Below are 14578 nucleotides of genomic sequence, written 5' to 3' on the forward strand. Positions count from 1 at the left end.
GGACGGAACCATTCCGTCCGGCCCTTTTGCTCTGCAAGAGCATAGCAAACTTGCCCATGCGCCGCTTGCAGCGGCACGGCCATAAGATGACAGCGCGTGGGCCGGTACGGCCCACATGCGCGAACACTTCATGCGCCTAAGCCTTTGCATAGTTTCGCGGCGCGTCCTGTACGCATGGAGGTTCATGCAAATGATGCGGCTGCCCGCTCAGGCCAGCAAAAGCTGAATACCCAGGTCGGCAATATAGCCCTGCCATTCGGCTGAGAGCTCGTCATCCGTAACGATGATGTCAAAATCGGAGAGGTAGGCGAAAGTCGTGGGACAGATTTTGCTGAACTTGGAGGAGTCCAGCAGCAGGATCTTGGTCTGGCTGCTCTCCATCAGGGCGCTCTTGGCGTTCATCTCATGGGGAGCCACACAGGTGACGTTCAGCTTGCCACTGATGCCGGCGGTGGAGAGGAAGGCCTTGTTTACACAGGTGCGGTTAATAAGGCTGATACCCTCTGGACTATAAAACATCCGGGTGTTGGGATAGAGGTAGCCGCCCGCGCAGATCACGTCGTAGTTCGGATGCGTGGTCAACTGGGCCAGGGTGTTCATGCAGTAGGTGAGCACGGTCAGGTGGACGCCGCTGGGCAGATTTTGTGTGAGGTAGGAGCAGGTGGAGCCGGTATCAATGGCAATGACATCGTTGGGTTCAATGAGGGAGGCGGCTTTTTTGCCGATGCGGGCCTTCCGGTCTCCAAAGTGGAGAACCTCGTAATCCAGATTGTACTCGGGAAGGGTACTGTGGGGGTTCTGGGCGGCGCGATGAATGGCCACGCCGTTGATCAGCTTTACCGTCCCCTGCTGCTCGAGCTGCTTCAGATCCCGGCGGATTGTAATTTCAGATACCCCCAGCTCCACCGCCAGTTCGCGAATCGATACGCCCGTCTTGGCGATCAAAAGCTGGGAGATTTTATCAATACGTGTCATCTTTTTGAGACTCATATGGTGCAATCCTCCCATACTTAATTAAATACTAGGGAGAGAATATCATAAAACCGGATCTCTGGCAAGAATAAAGCAAAAATTAGTTGGATATTCTGTACATTTTTTGTAAAGCCAAATTTTAAAAAATGATAATTCAACGCCTTTTATCTCTTTCAGAGAAGATTATTGATAATATACTATCAAATAAAGAGATTATATGAAATTAAAGCTTAAAAAACAGACCAAAAACTGCAATTTTGAACCTTTATTGACAAGAAAAATGATATAGAATACAATGGAGACAATAAAAAGCAAAATAAATGAAAGGAGCTGCGCCATGGAACTGCGATTGGAGCATCTGGTCAAGGATTTTTCCGGAACCAAGGCGGTGAATGATGTCAGCATTACGATTCAGGACGGCAAGCTGACCGGATTGCTGGGCCCCAGCGGCTGCGGAAAGTCCACGACACTCTACCTCATCTCAGGGCTGGAGTCGCCTACTTCCGGAAGGATTTTCTTTGGAGACAGGGATGTGACGGCCCTGCCCCCAGAAAAGCGGGGCATTGGTCTGGTGTTTCAGAACTATGCCCTCTATCCCCATCTGACGGTGGAGCAAAACATCGCCTTCCCTCTGGTCAACCACAAGGAGGGGAAGGAGGAGATCCGCCGCCGTACCCTGGAGATGGCCAGACTGGTGCAGATCGAGGATCTCCTCAAGCGCAAGCCGGGCCAGCGCTCCGGCGGCCAGCAGCAGCGGGTGGCCATTGCACGGGCGCTGGTCAAGCGGCCTGATATCCTCTTGCTGGACGAACCCCTTTCCAATCTGGACGCCCGCCTGCGATTGGAGATGCGGGAAGAGATTCGCCGCATCCAGACTGAGACGGGCGTCACCACCGTGTTCGTCACCCATGATCAAGAGGAGGCCATGAGTATCACAGATGAGATCGTGCTGATGAGGACCGGCGTGGTGCAGCAGCAGTGTCCACCCCAACAGATGTATTTGAATCCCGCCAACCGCTTTGTGGCAGGCTTTCTGGGGAATCCCCCCATCAATTTCTTTCGGTTGGACGTGTGCGGCGGAACGGTGTGTCTGGCAGAGGACTACATGCTCCGGGTGCGCGGCGCGGCGGATGGGCCGGTCCTGGTGGGCATCCGGCCTGAGGCGTGGCGTCTGGGGCAGGGGCTTCGGACTGCGGCTGAGGCTGTGGAGATGCGGGGCAAGGATCTGCTGGTTACCTTCTCACTGGCAGGGGAGCGGGCCCGCGCCATTCTGGACATCACCGCCGGTGTGGCGGCAGGCGACGCCGTGGAGCTGACCCTGGAGCCTCGCCTGGTCTATATCTTTGACCCGGAGACCGGCGCACGGCTGGATGCGGAGGTGGCGGGATGAGGAGCCCCAAGCCGGCCCGCGCAGAAAATCCGCTGGGCAACACCCGGCGCAGCGCCAAGGCATATCTGTATCTGCTCCCTGCCTTTGCGGTTTTGGCGGTCTTTGTGGTCTACCCCATCCTCATGACGCTTCGGATGGGGTTTTACCAGAGTTACGTGTACCTTACCGACACCGGCACGGGATTCGGCCTCAATTCGTTCCGGTACGTGCTTCAGGATCCCGCTTTCGGGCTGGCCGTGCGCAACACCATGTTTATTGTTCTGGTGGGCGTACCTATCACGATTGTGCTCTCCCTGGGGGCAGCCCTGCTCATCAATTCCCTGCTTCGGACCAAGGGACTGTTTCAGACACTCTATTTTCTCCCTTATGTCACCTCCACCCTGGCCATCGGCCTGGTGTTCCGCTGGCTCTTCCACTCGGAATACGGCTACATCAACTTTTTTCTGGAGTTTTTGGGGCTGGAGCCACAGAAGTGGCTGTCCGATCCCAACCTGACCATTGTGGCGGTGACCATTTTTACCATCTGGAGCGGTATGGCGTTTAAGATTGTCCTGTTCCTGGCCGGATTGCAAAAGATCGACCAGCAGTACTACAAGGCCGCCCGGATCGACGGCACTCCAGCGCACCGGATATTCTTCCGCATCACCATGCCCCTGCTCTCCCCCACGTTTTGGATGGTCACCATCGTTTCGGTCATTCATGCCTTTAAGACCTACAACGAGGTCTATGCCATGTTCAGCCGGGAGAGCGCTGGGCCTGGAAACAGCGCCATCACTATGGTCTACTATATTTATGACATGTTTTTCAACCGGGGACAGGTTCACTACGCCTCGGCGGCGGCCATCATCTTTCTGGCCATCGTACTGGCCCTGACGGTGATTCAGAAGTGGGTCTCCAAGCGGTTTGTATACTATGTATAAGGGAGGGTCGGATATGAAACAGAACGTGGGCAAGGCGGTCAAGATCGCCGTTCTGACTGTTGGAGCCTTTGTCATGATCTTCCCGTTTTTGTGGATGCTCTTTACCTCCCTGAAAACACTGCCGGAGTCCATCTCCATCCCGCCAACCCTGTTCCCTGCGGTGCCCCAGTTTGAAAATTACACGGAGGCTCTTGCCGTCGCCCCCTTTGGCCTTTATTTGCGCAACTCCATTATTGTGGCGGGCGGCGGTACCCTCCTTACCCTGGTGCTTACCGTGCTGTCTGCCTACGGCTTTACCATTTACGAATTTCGGGGCAAAAAGCTGCTGTTTCTGCTTTGCCTGTCCACCATGATGATCCCCGCAGAGCTGCTCATCATCCAGAACTTCATCACGATCTCCAAGCTGGGCTGGATGGACACCTTTCAGGGCATTATTCTGCCAACGGTGGCCAGCGGTTTCTATATCTATATGATGCGGGAGTATTTTATGCAGATCCCCTCCATCCTCTACAAAGCGGCCAAGGTGGACGGCTGCAGCGACTGGCGCTACCTCTGGAAAGTCATGATCCCCATGAACAAGAATGCCATTGCCACCATTGGAATTCTGGCCTTTATCAGCCAATGGAATTCCTTTGTCTGGCCCCTTATGGTCACCAAGAGCGATGCCCACCGGGTTATGCCCATCGGTCTGCTCCACTTCCGGGATGCGGTGAGCTCCCAGGTGAATCTGCAGATGGCCGGCGCTACGATCGTCATTGTACCCATGCTGATTTTCTTCCTGGTCTTCCGAAAGCAGATCATCGCCGGCGTGGCGCGGGGCGGCATCAAGGGTTAAGATCCTGCCCGGCCTGCCGGGCTTTGAATAACACAATGAAAGCATATGGCACGAAAGAAAAGAAGGAGGAATTTTCGATGAAACGGAAGCTCATCAGCGTAAGCCTTGCCCTTGCCCTGGGCCTTTCCCTGGCGGCCTGCGGCAGCAAACCGGCCCCCAGCGGGGCCGAAACCCCCGCCGGGGAACTGGGTACCCTTTCCGGCCCTGTGGAACTCCAGTTCTGGCACTCCATCTCCAATCAGAACCACCTGAAGGTTCTGGAGGGGCTGGTGGAGGAGTTCAATGAAACGATAGGAGCCGAGAAGGGTATTACCGTGGTCCCAACCTTTAACGGCAGCAGCAGTGAGCTCTATTCCAGCGTGGTGGGCGCGATCAAGGCGGGCAGCGCCCCTGATGTGACCCTGGCCCTGCGCCCCTATGTGGCTGACTACCTCCAGACCGACTATGTGGTTAACCTGGAGCCCTATATTACAGATCCCAATGTGGGCATGACCGACTACGAGGACATCTTTGAAGGGCTGCGGGAGGCGAACTCCAGCTATGCCAAGGAGGGTATCTATTCCCTGCCGATCCACTCCTACTCCGAGGTGCTCTATTACAACAAGACGTTTTTTGCCGAGCACGGACTCAGTGTTCCCACCACCTGGGATGAGCTGGTGGAAACCTGCCGCGCCATCCGAGACATTACCGGCGCGCCCGCCTTTGGCTGGGACAACCTGGCAGGCAGCTTTATGACCCTGCTGCTCCAAAACGGCGGCCGCTACACCGACCAGAACGGCAATCTGTACTTTGCCACCGAGGACAGCGACATTACCCTGAAGGTGCTTCAGATGTGGCAGGATAACGTGAATGAGGGTATCTGGCGTACTGCGGGGGAGGATCAGTTCTTCTCCGGGCCCTTTGCCAATGAGATGATCCCCATGTATATCGGCGACAGCGTGGAGGCCAGCTATATCCCAGACAAAAATCCCGAGCTGGACTGGGGAACCGCCCCTGTTCCTCAGGTGAGCGAGGATACCGCCGCCAACCTGTCCGCCGGCCATGTCATTATCGCCTTGAATCAGGACGGGAATCAGGACAGAATGTATGCGGCCTATGAATTTATCAAGTTTATGACCTCCCATGACGCCAACCTGGCGGTAGCTGCCGGAAACACCGGCTATCTGCCCATACGCCAGTCCGTGGCGGAGGACCCGGCCTATGAGGCCTATGTGGCCGACGGCCACGAGTACATGCGGGCCGGTGTAGAGCAGAGTGACCGTTATTTCTATGAGCCCGTGTTTACCAATGCTACCACCACCTCCAGCGCCGTCAACAGCGCCGTCAAGACCATGATGCAGGAGGTGGCCGACAACGGCATGGAGCCGGAGCTGGCCCTGGCCAACCTGAAGCAGACCGTCGGCGCCAACTGAAGCGGACTTGGGCAGGGCGGAGACGGAGCATCCGCCTCCGCCCTGCCGCGGCCCCGTGTCCCGGCCCGGGCGCGCAGAAAGGAAACCTGACATGATACCAATTTTTTACCATGACATCGTAACTCCCAGCGGACACCCGGGGGACGAGGTCATATCCGCCCTCCAGAAATTTATTCGCCGGGGGGAGACGGAGCTGGCGGTGCGGGCTGCCTATGAGCTCTACCTGACCGGGGAGGAGCTGACCGCCTACCTGTGGAGACGGTTGTTGGTGATCAGTGCCGAGGACGTGGGCCTGGGGGAGCCCATGGCCCCAGTGGTGGTGGATGCCCTTCACCGAAGCAGCCGGGAGCTCTCCCGGGACAGCTCCGATTATCAACTGCTCTTCGTCCACGCGGTGCGCTATCTGTGCGCCTGCCGGAAGGAGCGGGGCTCCAGCGTGCTTGCCAGTGTGGTTAAGCGGCGCATACGGCGGGGAGACCCCTTTCCCCTGCCTGATTATGTGTATGACATGCACACGCTGACCGGCCAGGAGCGGGGGCGGAACATCGACCACTTCCTGGCCGAGGCCGCCTGTGTCCGGCCGGGGGTCCGGGCTACGGCGGAGGAGCTGGAGGAGACCGAGCGCTGGGAGCGGGAGCTCGTTGCGCTGATGAAAGAGGAAGAGGCCCAACAGGACCGTACTTAAGAAAGGAAGGACCCCATGACAAATCGCACCCTAGTGGTCTCCATTGATGCGCTGATCACAGCGGATATCCCCGTGCTGAAGCAGCTTCCCAACCTGGGGCGCGTGATGGAGCATGCCTCCTGGATTACGGATATCGAATGTATCTATCCCACCTTAACCTATCCCTGCCATGCCACCATCGCCACCGGCTGCTGGCCGGACCGGACTGGCATCAACAATAATGAGATTCCAGATTTTTTTGCAAAGGGACGGATGGACTGGTATTGGTGGCGGGAGGCCATTCAGGTGCCTACCGTGGTGGATTTTGCAAGACAGGCGGGGCTGACTGCCTCTACCGTCACCTGGCCCGTCATGTGCGCCTCAGGAGCGGAGTACAATATTGGCGAGATCTGGGCCCCGCAGGAGGAGGATGACCCGACACCGTGGTTTACCAGGGCCAACAGCCCTGCGGTGGAGGAGATTTTTGAGGCCAATAAGCACATGCTCCGCTGGATGAAGACGCCACAGATGGACGAGTTCGCCGCCAAGTGCGCCGCCGACATCATCCGGGCCCACCGCCCCGACCTGATGCTGCTCCACCTGTCCTACGTTGACCACCAGCGCCACCGCCTGGGCGTGCACGGAGATCTGGAGCACGCCTTCCGCTTTATTGACGGACAGATGGGGCTTGTGCTGGATGCGCTGGAGGAGACCGGCGGCGTGGAGAACACAAATATTGTGCTGCTGGGCGACCACGGTCAGCTCTACTGCGACGAGATGTTCCATCTGAACGCCCTGTTCCACCGGCTGGGCTGGCTCCAGACCGCGGAGGACGGTTCCCTGGCAGACTATCAGGTCTATGCCGCCAACTGTTCGCTCAGCGCACACATCTATCTCCGGCCGGAGGTGGACCGGGAAATGGTGTATTGCGTCCTGCTGGAGCAACAGAAGAAGTACCCCAAATACCTGGAGCGGATCTTTACCAAAGAGGAGGCCGCGCAGATGCACCTGACCGGCGATTTTGACTTTGTCATTGAAGCCGGCGACCGGGTGTGCTTTGGAAGGGCCCTGGATGGGGAGCAGCTTATCACCAGTGTCAACGACATAAAGGAATATAAGCCATCGGTCTCCACCCACGGCCACCTGCCCTGGAAGGGGGACAAGCCCCCCTTCATCGTTGCCGGGCCCAATGCTGTATCCGGCAGGATAATCCACGGCGGGAGGCTCATTGACCACGCGCCCACCATCCTCCGTCTGCTGGGGCTGGAACCCATAGGAATGGACGGGCATCCGGTGGATGCCCTGGTGCGGCCCTGATGGGAAGAGGGTTACAGGCTGCCCCGGGGCTTGTCTGTTTTGATCTGGACGGCACGCTCTACCACGACGACCGTATCTACCTGCGAATGATCGACTACTACTTTGCCGGTACTCCATGGGAGAAGGAGATCGGGTCTGTAAAGGCGGAGATGAGCCGGGTGCTGGCGGGAGGCAATCCGGCCTTCCGCTGCGGCCGGTTTGCCCCCAAGGAATGGGGGGTGTGTCCTGGCCCGGCCGCCGCGCTGCTGGCTGTGCCCACCGAGGCCGCACTCCTGCGTCCGGACCCCTCGCCCTGGCTGGACCGGAGATGCTGGTCCTATATCTCCGACGGCTGGAGCCTGGCCATGTACCTGGCCCGGCGTATCGGCTGGGACGGTGAGGCGTTCTGGGAGCGGTTCCAGTTGGCCCGGCGGGATCTGCTGACCGACGGGGTGGGCCCCCAACCGGATCCGGTGCTGGCCGGGCGGCTTCTCCGCCTGCGGGACCGCGGCATCCGGCTTGTGCTGTGCTCAAATTCCAGGCGGGAGGGAGGAGAGGCGCTTCTGGCCCGGCTGGGGCTGCTGGGGTGCTTTGACGAGCAGATTTTTGACGCGGAGAAGCCCCACGCCACTCCGAAACGTATGGAAGGGTGGAGTGCCCGCTGGGGGATACCATCTGACGCGATGCTGTTTGTGGGGGACCAGGGATACGGCGACCTGTACGCCGGCCTGCGGGCCGGAGCGCGCACCCTGCGGGTTTCTCCATACCCAGCGGATGATGAGGGCCTTTGGGATGCCTGCATCCGCACGCAGGAGGAGCTGAAGGAGCTGCTGGCCGCCTGGTGCTGAAGCCGGGCAGTCCAGCCCGGCGGGAGGACATTCTGCATACAGGCCGGACGGAGGAGAGCCCCCGCCCGGCCTGCTGTTTTTCCCGCGGATTTTCCGGCTGACAAGTGGGACGGAATGTGATATAGTGTTGTAACCCAAACGAGAACAGGAAAGGAGAGCGCGGCCATGAAAAAGAAGGTGGTGGGCTACCTGGCGCTGATCCTGGCCATCACGGCGGTGGTACTGCTCCTGATTGCCCTGCGCGGGGCGTAAACGGCACGGTATTTGTCCATACTAAGCGCGAAAATATAGAGAAGTGCGAGGTTACAATGGTTTGATGTATGAAAAAAAGACGCTCCCCAACGGGGTGCGTATCCTGACGGAGCATGTGCCGGGGGTGCGCTCGGTTTCCCTGGGCATCTGGGTGGGGACCGGCTCCCGCCATGAGAGCGCGGGGGAGAACGGGGCGGCCCATTTCATCGAGCACATGCTCTTCAAGGGAACCCGGAGCCGCACCGCCGCCCAGTTGGCGGAGGAGATGGACGCCGTGGGCGGCCAGATCAACGCCTTCACCACCAAGGAGTGCACCTGCTTCTATGCCCGGGTGCTGGACACCCACCTGGCCCGGGCGGCGGACATCCTGTGCGACATGTTCTTCCACTCCCGGTTCGACGACGCCGACGTGGAGACCGAGCGGGGGGTGATCCTGGAGGAGATCGGCATGTACGAGGACAACCCGGAGGATCTCTGCGCTGAGCGGCTGGCCGGGGCGGTATTCAAGGGCTCCCCCCTGGCCCGGCCCATCCTGGGACGAAAGGCCACCCTGGACAAGATGGACGGGGCGTGGCTGCGGGCGTACCAGCGCGCCCACTACCGGCCCGACCGCATCGTGGTGGCCCTGGCGGGCAGCTTTACCGACGCCGACGCCGCGGAACTGGCCGGGCGCTTTGCCGGCCTGGAGGCGCGGCCCCACACCGCTGCGAGGGCCGCCGCCTATGTGCCCGGGGTGGTGGTGAAGAAGAAGGCCATCGAGCAGAACCACCTGACCCTGGCTTTCCCCGGCCTGTCCTTCGCCGACCCCCGGCGGTTCCAGCTCCAGCTCCTGTCCTCCATCCTGGGGGGCGGCATGTCCTCCCGCCTGTTCCAGCAGGTGCGGGAGCAGAAGGGGCTTTGCTACTCCATCTACTCCTACGGCACCTGCCATGACGATACCGGCTACTTCGGCGTCTATACCGCCCTGGGGCGGGAGACCGAGGGACAGGCGCTGGACACCATTTTGGCCGTGATCCGGGAGCTGACCGAGCACGGCGTCACCCAGGCCGAGCTCGACCGGGCCCGGGAGCAGTCCAAGGCCAACGTGCTCATGGGGCTGGAGTCCACCCAGTCCCACATGAGCAGCTTGGGCCGGGGCGAGCTGCTCCAGGGCGAGGTGCTGGACGAGGACGCCATCATCGCTGCCTACGACGCGGTGACGCGGGCGGACGTGCAGGCCCTGGCCGGAGAGCTGTTCCGGTTTGAAAACGCCTCCCTCTCCGCCGTGGGGCGGGTGGGGAGCGCCGACGCCTATCGGGCGCTGCTGCACTGAAATCAAGCTCAAAACGGAGGACGGCCTTTTGCCGTCCTCCGTTTTTGCACGCCTTGGGAAGAGAAAGGGCGGATTTAAATTGAAGTTTCCACAAAACCGTGATAGGATGTGGAAAACAGGAGGGAAAACCAACGGGGGTTCACGGGAGGAGGATGGCGATATGGAGAAGAGGAGATGGAGAACACGGCTGATCGTTGTGGCGGTTCTGGCGGTCCTGGTGCTGGTGTTCGGCCCCAAGAAGCTGGGCTGGCTGGTTCCGGGGCCGGATGAGGCGGTAACGGGCTATGTCATGTATGAACTCTTTTCCGGCAGCGGGGCCCATGACCCCGCCGGGGAGGGGCTGGAGGAGCTGCGCACCGTTCTGGACGATACCTGGGTGCTCTGGTGGGGCGTCTCCAACGTGATCCCCATGGAGGATGCGGAGGACAACCCCTTCCGGCTGGAGATTTACACGGAGGAGCGGATCCCTGCGGCCAGCTTCGAGTTGGGTTCCGACGGGCTGCTGTATGCGGAAAAGCTGCGCTTCCGCCCGCTGAACGCCGACCTGCGGGCGGCGCTGGAGCCGTTGGCGGAGCAATCGGAACAGGAACACAAAAATGGAGGAGGCGGGTGAACCGTCTCCTCCGTTTGCAATCGTTTTATCCAATCTTTGGATAGCCTACGGATTCATCCAGACGGTATTGGAGCGCCGACCAGGTGATGTCCACCGTCTCGTCCGGGTTGTGATTGAGTTTCAGCAGGTGCGGGAGCAGAAGGGGCTTTGCTACTCCATCTACTCCTACGGCACCTGCCATGACAATACCGGCTACTTCGGCGTCTACACCGCCCTGGGGCGGGAGACCGAGGGACAGGCGCTGGACACCATTTTGGCCGTGATCCGGGAGCCGACCGAGCACGGCGTCACCCAGGCCGAGTTGGACCGGGCCCGGGAGCAGTCCAAGGCCAACGTGCTCATGGGGCTGGAGTCCACCCAGTCCCACATGAGCAGCCTGGGCCGGGGCGAGGTGCTGGACGAGGACGCCATCATCGCCGCCCGCCCCGCGCTTTGGGGCGGGCAGCTTTTCTGTTCCCACCCTGCCTTCCCCTGGGGGAAGGTGCCCCGGAGGGGCGGATGAGGGGAGAACTGGCAATCTTAAACCAAACTTAAGGGAAATGTAAGGAAGTTTTTGTGCGGTTATACTACGATGGCAATGCGGGAGAGGAGGTTCCTGAGATTCCCCTCAGACGGCTTCTTATCGGACTTGCAGAGAATATGCGTGGTTTTCCTTGTAACACAAAACAAAAAGAGGCCTCAGCCTGCGCGTAGAGGGAGGATTTAGCCGGCAAACGTCAACCGAGGCATTCAATGAAAGAAGGGAAAAATATGAAATTAATCAAAAGAATTACTGCATATCTATTGACCTTTAGCATTTTATTGAGCATCGGTTCGTCTGTAGTGGCTGCCGCAGTGGCGCCTGTCGAGCAGGAATATCCAGCGCATGAAGACCCGTCACAGGAAATGTTAACTGATCTGGAGCAAAAGGGGGTACAAATTAATCACGTTAAAGATTCGAGCCTAATAACAAATATCAAGAACCCCAGCAACGGAACGCTTTCATTTACGATTAAAGTTCCGGCAAACCAGACACTCTACTATAAGGTTGAATTAATTCCAAGCAAACGTGCCGGCTCTATCGAGACCCCCAAAAACGCCTCATATCGTAACAACTCCAATAAAACGATTACAAAAACGATTACAATTGATGTGAAGCATTTTTCCCCTAAATATGTAATAACTGCAAACTATACAACTGGAAACTCTAGGATTAAAACAGTTTATGAGGATAGTGATAATGCGACCAGTACACTGGTAACAGCAATTACCTCTAAGGCATTTGTCTGGACACAATCAGAATTGGACAAATACAATACTGCACAAACAATTGGATGGTGGGTAACTTTTGGGACAGTAACTGCTATTTCAATATCTCTTGTTCCGCTACTCGGCGTTGAAGGGGTGGGGGCCGGGATTGCTTTGTCGGTTGGATGGGGGTATATTTCTTCTGGCGGCGTGCCATCGACAGAATCACCAAGTGAGTACAAACTTGACATAACACCTAGGCTGAATATGAAATATCAAGTGACGTATAAGCCTTCCAATAATGGAATAGAGAGAAAAATAAAAATTACATCGCCTACAGGAAGAGTTTCAACTTATGACCTAGGGGCTTATTCGAGGGACATAACAATTCGTATTCCCACATAGGAGCATAGTGATATGAGAAGGCAAAAGGTATTATTTCTGCTGGCAATAGCCTGCTATGTGGGTGCGGCGGCGTTCGGAACCGCAAGACTCGCCCTCCCACTCCGGACTCAGCCGGAGCTGTTGGGGACGGCATGGAGGTACTTCCTGAGCTGCATGGCACTTGCCGCAGCCGGAGGGCTCCTGATGACCCTGTCCCGGAAAAAATAATTTCTCGCATGGCAAGGGCCTGTGAACGAAATCCGTTCACAGGCCCTTGTCACAGTCTCTGCTTTCTCAACAGCCGGATATCCTCCCCATAGAAGGGGAGCACGCGGTACTCCCCCTCCAGGCGGGAGGCGATTTGGGGGGTGTAGCGGGCGCGCACCTGATCCATGGTCAGGTTGGAGGAGATCACCGTCCGCTTGTCCGCCGTCAGACGGGTATTGATGAGGGTGTAGAGGGCGGACTGGACGAAGGGGGTGGAAAGCTCGCTGCCCAGATCGTCCAGAATCAGCAGGTCGCAGCCCAGGTAGCGGCGGGTCTCGTCTTTGGCCTCCCCGGCCTCCAGCTTGTCCCGGGCGAACTTCTGCTCCTCGAAGCGGGTGAAGATGTTCACCGCCGTGTCGTACACCACGGAGAAGCCGCTCTCCGACACGGTGCGGGCGATGCAGGCCGAGAGGAAGGTCTTGCCCAGCCCTGGCGCGCCGGTGAGAAACAGGTTGCGGAAGTAGAACCGGCCGAACTTCCGGGCATAGCTGGAGCACACGTCGAAGATAAACTCCATGTTCTCCCGGGGGGAGAGGGACTCCCCCGGCCAGGGCAGGGGGGAGTAGTAGTCCAGGGAGAAGGAGTCAAAGGACTGCTCCCCCAGATCCAGCAGCTTGGACAGCTCCCTGATCTGCTCCTCGGTGCACAGCGCCTTAAGGCAGGCGCACATATTGGCCCCCACCCAGCCGGTGTCGCTGCACTTGGGGCAGGCGGGCTTGTCGTCCAGGGCGTCGGCGGGATAGCCGTGCTCGGTCAGCAGCGCCGCCTTCTCCGCCTGGAGGCTCAGGTTTTTATCCCGGATCACCCCGATGGCGGGCACCGGATCGCTGCCGTCCCGCAGGGAGGCGGCGATGATCTGGGTGATGGTGCGCCGCAGCTCCCGGTCGATGGCCGCCACCCGGGGCAGCTTGGCGTAAATCTCGGAGCGCAGGCGCTCCTGCGCCTCCTCCCGGGCCTTCCGCTGGGCCTCCAGCCGGGCGGTGGCCCGGCGCAGGACGCTCTGCTCGTATCCCATGGCTTACTCTCCCTCCGTCTCCTGCTGGCGGCGCAGGAACTCCCGCATCCGCTCCAAGTCCTCCCGCACCCGCTGGTCGGCCTCGCCGGGGGCGGCGGGGCGGCCCTGCATGGCGGGCTGGGCCGCCGGGCGGCGCTGCCGGTCGCCCGCCTCCACCTCCGCCAGGGTGTGCAGGTTCTTCCGGTGCCAGCCGCACAGAATGCCGTTCATGTAGTCCCAGTCCATCTTCTGCTTCTTGTAGACCGTCTTTTCGTAGGCCAGGCGGAGCACCTCGTCGGCAAAGCCCATGTCCGTCCAGGCCGCCACTTTCTTCCGCTCCTTCTCCACCAGGGGGCGGGGCGGCTGATCCAGCAGGCGGAGAATCTCCCCCTCCCGGCTGCGGTAGAGGGCCTGCTTCTTGAGGTGGGCCTCGGCGGCCTGGGCCGTGTCCACCCCCAGCCGCCGCCACACGAAGCCCTCCTTCTGAATCTGGCTCATGCGGGGCTTGCGGCCGGGGCCGTACTTCCGCTGAAACTCCTCCACGCACCAGCTCACCAGCAGGCAGATCACCTCCGCCGGCAGGGCCAGGTAGTCGTAGAGGGTGTACAGGCTCTTCAAGTCCGACGTGGACAGGATCTTGCCCAGACGCCGCTGCACCTCGTTCACCAGGCCGGGGAAGGAGGAGGCGCCGTCCTCCAGCTCCCGCGTGATGTCGGCGGCGGTGTACTCCGGCGGGCCCTCCGGCTCCATCCGGGCGGGGGCCTCCGGCGCGGCCGTGCCGTCCGCCAGGCCCAGCCCGACCAGGGCGGACAGGGCCGCCTCCAGCCGGGGCACGTCCCACTTCAGCGCCCGGCGGGCCGCCTCCGGCTCCAGCCGTCCGCCCCGGCGCAGCAACCACAGGTACAGCAGCGCTGCGTCCCCGTTTCCCGCGCCCATCAGCCGGTCGGCCGCCCGGGCCGTCATGGATAAAATGTCACCGGGCAGCAGCAGCTCGGCCATGTGAATCCCCCGTTCCTCTCTGGTTTCCCGCCTATTATAGCACAAAACTACGCGCGGTGTATACTGTGGATATCGGCCCCCTGCGTGGCGTGCGGCGTAGGGGCAAGCGGGGCCGCGGCCATATGGGAAGGGAGAAACTGCAGGCTTGTAGGGGCGGGTGCCCCCACCCGCCCGCCGGGGGGGGGGGGGGGCG

Annotated in this window: 15 protein-coding genes; 12 read left to right on the forward strand and 3 right to left on the reverse strand. The window is 59.8% G+C overall.

Annotated features, from left to right (window positions below):
- Positions 1 to 207 precede the first annotated feature (207 nt).
- Positions 208 to 990 carry a DeoR/GlpR family DNA-binding transcription regulator gene (locus tag ACESY8_RS06695; protein WP_007490124.1) on the reverse strand — a complete coding sequence of 261 codons (783 nt, stop codon included), beginning with the start codon at positions 988 to 990 and terminating at the stop codon, positions 208 to 210.
- A 319-nt stretch (positions 991 to 1309) separates the two neighbouring features.
- Between ACESY8_RS06695 and ACESY8_RS06700 the strand changes: the two genes are divergently transcribed.
- From ACESY8_RS06700 to ACESY8_RS06755, 12 genes are all read left to right on the forward strand, one after another.
- Positions 1310 to 2362, forward strand: coding sequence for an ABC transporter ATP-binding protein (locus ACESY8_RS06700; RefSeq protein WP_054339206.1), 1053 nt, complete (start codon positions 1310 to 1312; stop codon positions 2360 to 2362).
- The gene (locus ACESY8_RS06705) at positions 2359 to 3282 is read left to right on the forward strand and encodes a carbohydrate ABC transporter permease (protein WP_007490127.1); all 924 of its coding nucleotides are present in this window, start codon (positions 2359 to 2361) and stop codon (positions 3280 to 3282) included. Before ACESY8_RS06700 ends, ACESY8_RS06705 begins: the two co-directional genes overlap by 4 nt.
- A 13-nt stretch (positions 3283 to 3295) precedes the next feature.
- On the forward strand, positions 3296 to 4117 hold the full coding sequence (locus tag ACESY8_RS06710; protein WP_009257328.1) for a carbohydrate ABC transporter permease: 822 nt from the start codon (positions 3296 to 3298) through the stop codon (positions 4115 to 4117).
- A gap of 77 nt (positions 4118 to 4194) precedes the next feature.
- Positions 4195 to 5529 (forward strand): ABC transporter substrate-binding protein, encoded by a 1335-nt coding sequence (locus ACESY8_RS06715; protein ID WP_024723835.1) that lies wholly within the window; start codon positions 4195 to 4197, stop codon positions 5527 to 5529.
- Between the two features lie 91 nt (positions 5530 to 5620).
- Positions 5621 to 6214: an AAA family ATPase gene (locus ACESY8_RS06720; protein ID WP_007490132.1), complete on the forward strand. Its 594-nt coding sequence runs from the start codon at positions 5621 to 5623 to the stop codon at positions 6212 to 6214.
- A 15-nt stretch (positions 6215 to 6229) separates the two neighbouring features.
- Positions 6230 to 7510 (forward strand): alkaline phosphatase family protein, encoded by a 1281-nt coding sequence (locus tag ACESY8_RS06725; protein ID WP_009257331.1) that lies wholly within the window; start codon positions 6230 to 6232, stop codon positions 7508 to 7510.
- Positions 7510 to 8337: an HAD family hydrolase gene (locus ACESY8_RS06730; RefSeq protein ID WP_007490134.1), complete on the forward strand. Its 828-nt coding sequence runs from the start codon at positions 7510 to 7512 to the stop codon at positions 8335 to 8337. Before ACESY8_RS06725 ends, ACESY8_RS06730 begins: the two co-directional genes overlap by 1 nt.
- Positions 8338 to 8653: 316 nt before the next feature.
- Complete coding sequence (locus tag ACESY8_RS06735; protein WP_007490135.1) at positions 8654 to 9901, forward strand: M16 family metallopeptidase; 1248 nt, start codon at positions 8654 to 8656, stop codon at positions 9899 to 9901.
- Between the two features lie 160 nt (positions 9902 to 10061).
- Positions 10062 to 10514 carry a hypothetical protein gene (locus ACESY8_RS06740; RefSeq protein WP_243427645.1) on the forward strand — a complete coding sequence of 151 codons (453 nt, stop codon included), beginning with the start codon at positions 10062 to 10064 and terminating at the stop codon, positions 10512 to 10514.
- 109 nt (positions 10515 to 10623) lie between these two features.
- The gene (locus tag ACESY8_RS06745; RefSeq protein WP_338154757.1) at positions 10624 to 11016 is read left to right on the forward strand and encodes a M16 family metallopeptidase; all 393 of its coding nucleotides are present in this window, start codon (positions 10624 to 10626) and stop codon (positions 11014 to 11016) included.
- A gap of 248 nt (positions 11017 to 11264) precedes the next feature.
- Positions 11265 to 12146 carry a hypothetical protein gene (locus tag ACESY8_RS06750; protein ID WP_154250175.1) on the forward strand — a complete coding sequence of 294 codons (882 nt, stop codon included), beginning with the start codon at positions 11265 to 11267 and terminating at the stop codon, positions 12144 to 12146.
- Between the two features lie 12 nt (positions 12147 to 12158).
- Positions 12159 to 12353, forward strand: coding sequence for a hypothetical protein (locus tag ACESY8_RS06755; protein WP_007490140.1), 195 nt, complete (start codon positions 12159 to 12161; stop codon positions 12351 to 12353).
- Between the two features lie 49 nt (positions 12354 to 12402).
- Here the strand turns inward: ACESY8_RS06755 and ACESY8_RS06760 are convergent, their stop codons facing one another.
- Positions 12403 to 13407 (reverse strand): ATP-binding protein, encoded by a 1005-nt coding sequence (locus tag ACESY8_RS06760; RefSeq protein WP_007490142.1) that lies wholly within the window; start codon positions 13405 to 13407, stop codon positions 12403 to 12405.
- A 3-nt stretch (positions 13408 to 13410) separates the two neighbouring features.
- Positions 13411 to 14385 (reverse strand): DnaD domain protein, encoded by a 975-nt coding sequence (locus ACESY8_RS06765; RefSeq protein ID WP_009257339.1) that lies wholly within the window; start codon positions 14383 to 14385, stop codon positions 13411 to 13413.
- Positions 14386 to 14578 lie beyond the last annotated feature (193 nt).

Source organism: Clostridium sp. ATCC BAA-442 (assembly GCF_964239415.1).
GTDB classification, from domain to species: Bacteria; Bacillota; Clostridia; order Oscillospirales; family Oscillospiraceae; genus Flavonifractor; species Flavonifractor plautii.

Excerpts from the sequence above, each read along its gene's own strand:
- ACESY8_RS06735 (WP_007490135.1), top strand. The coding sequence starts at position 8,654 with ATGTATGAAAAAAAGACGCTCCCCAACGGGGTGCGTATCCTGACGGAG.
- ACESY8_RS06730 (WP_007490134.1), top strand. The coding sequence starts at position 7,510 with ATGGGAAGAGGGTTACAGGCTGCCCCGGGGCTTGTCTGTTTTGATCTG.
- ACESY8_RS06700 (WP_054339206.1), top strand. The coding sequence starts at position 1,310 with ATGGAACTGCGATTGGAGCATCTGGTCAAGGATTTTTCCGGAACCAAG.
- ACESY8_RS06765 (WP_009257339.1), bottom strand. The coding sequence starts at position 14,385 with ATGGCCGAGCTGCTGCTGCCCGGTGACATTTTATCCATGACGGCCCGG.
- ACESY8_RS06715 (WP_024723835.1), top strand. The coding sequence starts at position 4,195 with ATGAAACGGAAGCTCATCAGCGTAAGCCTTGCCCTTGCCCTGGGCCTT.
- ACESY8_RS06750 (WP_154250175.1), top strand. The coding sequence starts at position 11,265 with ATGAAATTAATCAAAAGAATTACTGCATATCTATTGACCTTTAGCATT.
- ACESY8_RS06705 (WP_007490127.1), top strand. The coding sequence starts at position 2,359 with ATGAGGAGCCCCAAGCCGGCCCGCGCAGAAAATCCGCTGGGCAACACC.
- ACESY8_RS06755 (WP_007490140.1), top strand. The coding sequence starts at position 12,159 with ATGAGAAGGCAAAAGGTATTATTTCTGCTGGCAATAGCCTGCTATGTG.
- ACESY8_RS06720 (WP_007490132.1), top strand. The coding sequence starts at position 5,621 with ATGATACCAATTTTTTACCATGACATCGTAACTCCCAGCGGACACCCG.
- ACESY8_RS06740 (WP_243427645.1), top strand. The coding sequence starts at position 10,062 with ATGGAGAAGAGGAGATGGAGAACACGGCTGATCGTTGTGGCGGTTCTG.
- ACESY8_RS06760 (WP_007490142.1), bottom strand. The coding sequence starts at position 13,407 with ATGGGATACGAGCAGAGCGTCCTGCGCCGGGCCACCGCCCGGCTGGAG.
- ACESY8_RS06695 (WP_007490124.1), bottom strand. The coding sequence starts at position 990 with ATGAGTCTCAAAAAGATGACACGTATTGATAAAATCTCCCAGCTTTTG.
- ACESY8_RS06725 (WP_009257331.1), top strand. The coding sequence starts at position 6,230 with ATGACAAATCGCACCCTAGTGGTCTCCATTGATGCGCTGATCACAGCG.
- ACESY8_RS06710 (WP_009257328.1), top strand. The coding sequence starts at position 3,296 with ATGAAACAGAACGTGGGCAAGGCGGTCAAGATCGCCGTTCTGACTGTT.